General features: G+C 70.7%; 9 protein-coding genes. 5 read left to right on the top strand and 4 right to left on the bottom strand.

The features are described 5' to 3' along the window. A partial coding sequence (locus ACOADB_RS09680) for a hypothetical protein (protein WP_378597749.1) occupies positions 1-233 on the bottom strand: 233 nt, incomplete at its 3' end. After that, entirely contained in the window at positions 230-802 is a 573-nt protein-coding gene (locus ACOADB_RS09675) for an RNA polymerase sigma factor (RefSeq protein ID WP_378597748.1), read from the bottom strand. The genes ACOADB_RS09680 and ACOADB_RS09675, both read right to left, overlap by 4 nt. Before the next feature lie 127 nt (positions 803-929). On the opposite strand from ACOADB_RS09675, the gene ACOADB_RS09670 reads away from it, so the two are divergent. Then, positions 930-1160, top strand: a complete 231-nt coding sequence (locus ACOADB_RS09670) for a DUF4287 domain-containing protein (protein ID WP_378597747.1) — start codon at positions 930-932, stop codon at positions 1158-1160. 27 nt (positions 1161-1187) lie between these two features. Here the strand turns inward: ACOADB_RS09670 and ACOADB_RS09665 are convergent, their stop codons facing one another. After that, positions 1188-2111 (bottom strand): phosphotransferase family protein, encoded by a 924-nt coding sequence (locus tag ACOADB_RS09665; RefSeq protein ID WP_378597746.1) that lies wholly within the window; start codon positions 2109-2111, stop codon positions 1188-1190. 27 nt (positions 2112-2138) lie between these two features. Next, positions 2139-3728, bottom strand: coding sequence for an alkaline phosphatase D family protein (locus ACOADB_RS09660; protein WP_378597745.1), 1590 nt, complete (start codon positions 3726-3728; stop codon positions 2139-2141). Positions 3729-3837: 109 nt separating this feature from the next. On the opposite strand from ACOADB_RS09660, the gene ACOADB_RS09655 reads away from it, so the two are divergent. The 4 genes from ACOADB_RS09655 to ACOADB_RS09640 are packed head-to-tail and all read left to right on the top strand — an operon-like array spanning position 3838 to position 6192. Further along, positions 3838-4146 carry an SAV_915 family protein gene (locus tag ACOADB_RS09655; RefSeq protein WP_378597744.1) on the top strand — a complete coding sequence of 103 codons (309 nt, stop codon included), beginning with the start codon at positions 3838-3840 and terminating at the stop codon, positions 4144-4146. Further along, complete coding sequence (locus tag ACOADB_RS09650) at positions 4143-4427, top strand: hypothetical protein (RefSeq protein ID WP_378597743.1); 285 nt, start codon at positions 4143-4145, stop codon at positions 4425-4427. The genes ACOADB_RS09655 and ACOADB_RS09650 overlap by 4 nt, the downstream gene beginning before the upstream one ends. Then, on the top strand, positions 4424-5530 hold the full coding sequence (locus ACOADB_RS09645) for a hypothetical protein (RefSeq protein WP_378597742.1): 1107 nt from the start codon (positions 4424-4426) through the stop codon (positions 5528-5530). The genes ACOADB_RS09650 and ACOADB_RS09645 overlap by 4 nt, the downstream gene beginning before the upstream one ends. Then, positions 5506-6192, top strand: a complete 687-nt coding sequence (locus ACOADB_RS09640; protein WP_378597741.1) for a hypothetical protein — start codon at positions 5506-5508, stop codon at positions 6190-6192. The genes ACOADB_RS09645 and ACOADB_RS09640 overlap by 25 nt, the downstream gene beginning before the upstream one ends. The last annotated feature ends 2 nt before the right edge of the window (positions 6193-6194 follow it).

Here is a 6194-nt window from a genome sequence, read left to right as displayed (position 1 = left end):
GGGACGGCCACGCCGGCGGCGCCCGCCAGGCCCGCCGTTACCAACAACCGATTCCGGCGCCGGCGCGGGTGGTCCGGCTCCGCCGGGACGACCTCGTCGACGGGGGTCGCCACAATGCGGTCGAACGCCGCGTCAGCACGTTCGAGCTCGGCCTCGGTCAGCTCGGTCCTCGGTGCGGGGTCGAGGTGGCTCAGCGCTGCGGTGATCATGACGTCGGTGGTGTGCCTTCTCATCGCGGGCTCCTTTCCGAAGCAGGGTGGCCGGACAAGGGGTCGCTGGCGGTGGCGGAGCCGACATGGCGCAACAGGGTGCGCCGGGCACGGGACAACCTCAGGCGAAAGGCGGTGGGCGAGATGCCCAGCACCGCCGCCGCCTCGGGCGCGGTGAGCCCGTCCAGGACGGAGAGCGCGATCGCCTCCTGGTCAGTTGCGCTCAACAGCGGCCAGGCCGCGGTGATGTCGACCCGGCAGCTGACCAGGTCGGGGTGGTGGCCGGCATCGGTAGGACCATGCCGGAACTCTGCGAGACGGACCGCGACGGCATCGTGCCTGTCCTCGCGGCGCCGGGTGTTCTGGAGGGTCTTGCGGGCCACGCCGAAGAGCCAGGCGCGGGACCCCGACAGCTCGGCCGGGACGTCGTCGAGGCGGCGCCACGCGACGAGCATGACATCACCGACGACGTCCTCGGCATGACTTGGATGCACGCGCCTGCTCACGAAACGAAGCAGGTCGACGTACGCCGCGTCGTAGATGTCGCGGAAGCGTTGTTCACGCTCTCGCGGCGACGAAGTCGTGGATTCCATACCCTGTTCCTGTCCAGGAAGGCACAAGTGTGTCATCCGAGCTCGACACAGGACGAGCGGAAGCGCGATGGCGCACCCTGACGCGGCACGGCGATGAGTTTGCCCGCCACCTCCGGTCTTCACGCGCATGACTGAGCAGACCAGCACCCAGCCCAACGGCCCGGCGTCGTACTTCCCCTCGATCGAGAAGAAGTACGGCCGATCGATCGCTGACTGGCAACAGATCCTGCGGGCTCACCCCGAGTACGGCGCAGGCGCCCGGCACGCCGATCTCGTTGCGTTCCTCAAGGGCGAGCACGAGATGGGGCACGGACATGCCAACGCGCTGGTGGTGCACACGCTCCGTGAGGACGCCTGAGCGCCCAGCCCTCAGATCTCCCAGCCCTCAGATCTCCCAGCCCCGCCGTTCGGCCAGCCAGTCGTCGATGACGTTGCGCTGCCAGGCCTGCGCCTGGCGGATGTACGGCGACGTGGACGGGACGGGCTGCGCGGCGGACACCGAGAAGTAGGCGAGCACGAGCGCCAGCGCGACGTCGATGTCTTCGGGCGGCACGTCCGACAGCAGCGGGTGGGCGGCGATGTGGGCGTCGACGTCGAGGCCGTCGCCGCGGGGGCCGATCAGCAGGAACAGGGAGTCGAGCCAGGCGGCTCCGACGACGGGCCAGTTCCAGTCGCACAGCACGGCGCTGCCGTCGGACAGCACCAGGATGTTGTCGTCGCGGATGTCGGTGTGGACGAGCGTCGCACCGCCGACCACCTCCTGGTAGCGGTCAGCGAGCGCCTTGAGCTCGGCAGCCCGCGGGTGGTCGATCTGCTCCCACAGCGCGGGCCAGTCCCCGAACTCCTCCGCCGCACTGCCCAGGTCGCCCGGAGCCGGCGTCAGGACCTCCGCAATCGTCACGGCCATCGCCGACGCTGCGGCCAGGTCGTCAGCGGTCCAGGGACGAACCGGCGCCCGCCCGTCGACGTACTCGGTGGCGAGGAGGACCCACTCGCCGTCGTCCTCGGCCCACAGCAGCCGCGGCGCGGGGACCTCGGCGGGCAGCATCCGCAGCTTCCGCGTCTCCTCGCGGTACGACTCGGCGAACATCCGCTGGGCCTTGGTCGAGGCCGCCTTCACGAAGTGCGTCGACCCGTCCGCGCAGGTCAGCACCGAGGCGAAGCCCGGTGTGAAGCCACCGCCCTGGGAGACGGCTTCCACCACCGCTGAGCCGAGGTGGCCCTCCACCATCGACCGGATGTACGGCGGCAGGTGGACCCAGTCGAGGCGTCGGGCGGTCCGGCCGTGGGGGATCCGGTTCGGAATCACCCGCACATCATGTCGCCAACGGTGGGCTCAGCGCGGCGCCGGGTCCAGCGTCCGCGTGTACAGAGCCACGCCGGAGACGTCGCGCAGGTTCACCGTCAACTGCCCCGACGAACCAGAGATCTCCACCTCGCCGAAGTACTGGTGCCCCAGGGCCGGCGACGTGTTCGCGGTGGGCGGCGCCGCGACGAAGTCCGCGACCGGGCCGAAGGTGAGGTCCAGCTTGTTCGGACCGAAGGCGCCCGCGTTGAGCGGTCCCGAAACGAACTCCCAGAACGGGTCGAACTCCTGGTAGGCGGCGCGGTCGGGGGAGTAGTGGTGCGCTGCGGTGTAGTGCACGTCCGCCGTGAGCCAAAGGTGGTTGCGGATCCCGGCCCGCGAGAGCGCCGTCAGCACGCGGGCGATGTCGATCTCCCTGCCGAGGGGAGCGCCCGGGTCGCCCTGGGCAACGCCCTCCTGGGCCGCAGCACCGTCCGGCACGACCAGCCCCAGCGGCAGGTCGGCGGCGATCACCTTCCAGGTGGCCCTCGACGTCCGGAGCTCCTCGATGAGCCAGCGGGTCTGGCGGTCACCGAGGACGCCGCCGTCGCCGACGGGCTCCCTGTCGGCGGTGTTCGGGTCCTTGTGGGTGCGCATGTCGAGGACGAAGAGGTCCAGGTGCGGGCCGCGGTGGATGACCCGGTAGACGCGGCCCTCAGGATCCGGCGAGATGTCCGCCACCGGCACGTACTCGTGGAACGCCCGGCTCGCCCGCGCTGCGAGGACGTCGACCCGCTTCTCCGTGTAGCGCGCGTCCTCCAGGATCTCGCCGGGGTACCAGTTGTTGGTGACCTCGTGGTCGTCCCACTGCCCGACCTGTGACGTCTCGGCGAGGAACGCGCGCCAGTTGTCGGCCATCAGGTTGTAGCGGAACTGGCCGCGGTACTCGTCCAGGGTCTCGGCGACCTTGGTCTTCTCCGGGATCACCAGGTTGTGCCAGGTCGACCCGTCGGGGAGCGGGACGGTCGCCTGGACCGGCCCGTCGGCGTACACCGTGTCGCCACTGCAGAGGAAGAAGTCGGCGTTGCGGGCGCGCATCGCGTCGGCGATCCGGAAACCGCCGTACGCCGGATTGACGCCCCAGCCCTGGCCGGCGATGTCGCCGGACCACAGGAACCGTACGTCGTCGTGGTCGGCGGGTGCGGTCCGGAAGCGGCCGACGGTCGGGGCGCTCGCGACGTGGGAGTCGAGGTCGACCGCCCGGATCCGGTAGTGGACGTCGGTGCCGGCAGGCAGGCCGCGCAGCGGGAGGGTGCCGGTGAGGTCGGTCGACGGAGTCACCACCGGCCCGGGGACCCGGCGGACCCGACGGAAGTCCGGGTCCCGGCTGAGCTCGGCGACCAGTCGTGAGGGTCGGTCTGCCTTCGACCACAACAGGGCAGAGCCGGTGCGGACGTCGCCCGACTGGACACCCAGGGGGAGGAGCGGCCGGTTGCGGTGGACGAGGAGCGGCGAGGCAGCGGAGCGACCGCTGAACAACGCGACGCCACCGGTGGCGAGACCGGCTCCTGCTGCTCCGCGCAGCAGGGTGCGGCGGTCGGTGCGGGCAGGGGCAGGGGGCTGGGGGATGGCCGGGTCCATGGCACCAACCTGACGTCGTACGACGAACGCGGAGACGCCGTCCGGGCGAGCCGGGGGTGAACCGGCGGCGAACGATTGATCCGCCGTCGCAGTGGGTAGCCTCGCCGCTGTGAGTGACCAGCAGTCATCAGGACAATTGCCAGCGCCACCCGTGGTCTACCTGCCCGTGGAGATCGATGCCGACGGCAAGGTCACGGACTTCAAGATGCTCAAGCTGGGCGACGGCCGCATTGCGCTGCTGGCCTACACCGCGCTCGACCGCTTCATCAATGCATGGGGCGACCACCAGTCGTGGCTGCTCTTCGAGAGCCGCAAGGTCGACGACATCAAGGACGCGAAGCACTTCGACGTGAAGATGCTCGATGTCGACGTGCCCGAGGAGTTCCGTCCCGGTCCTCCGGCGGAGGCACAGGCATGACCCTGCGACTGGACGCGGGCGCCGCGGTGATCATCTCCGGCGGGCACGACGACGCTGCCAAGAAGATCGACGAAGCAGCCACCGGTGCCCCTGGAGAGGTCGACGCCGGCTACGGCGCAGCGCACATCGCCGACATCCTCGCTGCCGTGAGCGAGACGGCGGGCGAGATCGCGGTGATCAACACCGGCATCGCGCTGCTCGTGCGTGACTGTGCCGACGACCTCGGCCGCACCGAGGAAGCGATCGCTGCCGAGTTCGACCGCATGGGCCGGCTCGCGTGAGCCTTGACACCAAGGTCGAGGGCTCGCCAGCGGCAGTCACGGCCGCCGCCACCTGGTTGCGCGACACGCTCGCGAGCAAGCTGGAGAAGTCGGGCGACGAGCAGCAGGACGCCCGCAACTACGCCCAGGGCGCCTGGGAGGGCGAGACCTACTCTTCGTACCGCAACGTCTCCGGCGACATCATGCGGGCGAACGACAAGCACGAGGAGCGCGTCAAACGGGCCGCCACGGCGCTCGACGACTACGCCGCCAAGCTCAAGCGCCTCGAGAGCGACATGAGTGCGATCCGGACCCGTGCGTCCGACGGCGGACTGACCGTGACCGGCACGGTGATCTCGGCGCCGGCGGCCGCGCCGACGACCCCGTTCGAGGTCGGCTCTCCCGAGGAGACGGCGTACAACACGGCGGTCGCGAGGATCACGCTGTGGAACACCCTCGTCGAGGACGCGGCCGAGGACTACCAGACCTTCGTCGACTGGGTCGACGCGAACATGCCGGCCGATGTCGCCGACGCCCGGAAGAAGGACGCGTCCGACACCCTCTTCGAGGCCATCTCCGCGCTGTTCCCCAACTTCGCGAGCGGCGCCGGAGCAGGCCTCGCGGGGTGGGGACTCCTCAACAAGGCCAACGAGTACAAGGCGGCCGCGACCGAGTTCCGCCGCAAGACCCGCGTGTCGGGCAACCCGGCGGTGCGCAACCGTCTCAAGACGCCCGCGGGTCAGTCCCAGCTGGATGACCTGCTCAAGAACGCGGACCTGTTCGGGAAGGGCGCCAAGTTCCTCGGCGGCCCGGCCGGCATCCTCATCGACGTCGGCTTCGGCATCTACGAGGGCACGCAGACGGGCGACTGGACCCGGGTCGCGGTGACGACGGGAACCAGCATCGCCGTCGGCGTCGGGGTCGGCCTGCTGGTCGCAGCCGGTGTCGTGACCGCGCCCGCGTGGGCCGTCGTGGTGGCCGGCGGCGCGCTGGCCGCCGGTGCCTCCTGGGTGGCAGGCACGGTCTACGACAACTGGGACGACATCACCGACTGGACCTCCAACACGTGGGACGACGCGACGGGCGCCATCGGCGACGCGTGGGACTCGGTGACCCCGTGGTGAGCCGGGCCCGGTTGATCCCCCGGTGGTGGACGGCGACGGTGCTCACGGTCCTGGTACTGGCGACGCTGGTCGCCCTGGTCGTCGCCCTTGCTGCCGACGGTGCCCTGGCGTGGTCCGGCGTCAGCATGCTGGTCGCCTTCTGTGGCCTCCTGGTGGCGGCGATCTCCGCGCTGGCCCGGCCGCGGCGGCGACGGGAACCGGAGATCACCGCCGACGGCACCCGGATCTTCCGCGCCCCGATGCTCACCGTGGCGGGACTGCTCGTCGCCTGGTGGACGCTCCTCGTCACGGCAGCGCTCTGGGCCTACCTGGCGTTGACGGACTTCTCCTCCCTCGAGTCACCGGGCTTCTCCCTCCTGACGATCGTCGGCGCGCTCGCGTCGCTCCCCGACCTCGTCCGCCTGGCGACCGGTCGGCTGCACCGCTGGACCCTCGAGCTGGGCCCCACGACGCTGTCCTATCGCGGCTACCGGACCGACGTCGCGGTGCAGTGCCGCGACGTGCGTGGCGCCGCCGTCCAGCAGCGGAACCCTGCCGGGGTCCGGGTCGACATGCGCGCGGGCGCCGATGACATCGTGCTGCCGATCACCGCCTTCGCCGTCCCGGCCGAGCAGCTGGTCGAGGAGATCCATCGCGCGCGCAAGGCGGCCTCGACCCGCTGAGC

It is taken from the genome of Nocardioides sp. CPCC 206348, assembly GCF_048654705.1.
In the GTDB taxonomy this organism is placed as follows: domain Bacteria; phylum Actinomycetota; class Actinomycetes; order Propionibacteriales; family Nocardioidaceae; genus Nocardioides.
This window is presented reverse-complemented; position numbering and strand designations above follow the sequence as displayed.

Coding starts and splice junctions, on each gene's coding strand:
- ACOADB_RS09675 (WP_378597748.1), bottom strand. CDS start 802: ATGGAATCCACGACTTCGTCGCCGCGAGAGCGTGAACAACGCTTCCGC.
- ACOADB_RS09670 (WP_378597747.1), top strand. CDS start 930: ATGACTGAGCAGACCAGCACCCAGCCCAACGGCCCGGCGTCGTACTTC.
- ACOADB_RS09660 (WP_378597745.1), bottom strand. CDS start 3,728: ATGGACCCGGCCATCCCCCAGCCCCCTGCCCCTGCCCGCACCGACCGC.
- ACOADB_RS09650 (WP_378597743.1), top strand. CDS start 4,143: ATGACCCTGCGACTGGACGCGGGCGCCGCGGTGATCATCTCCGGCGGG.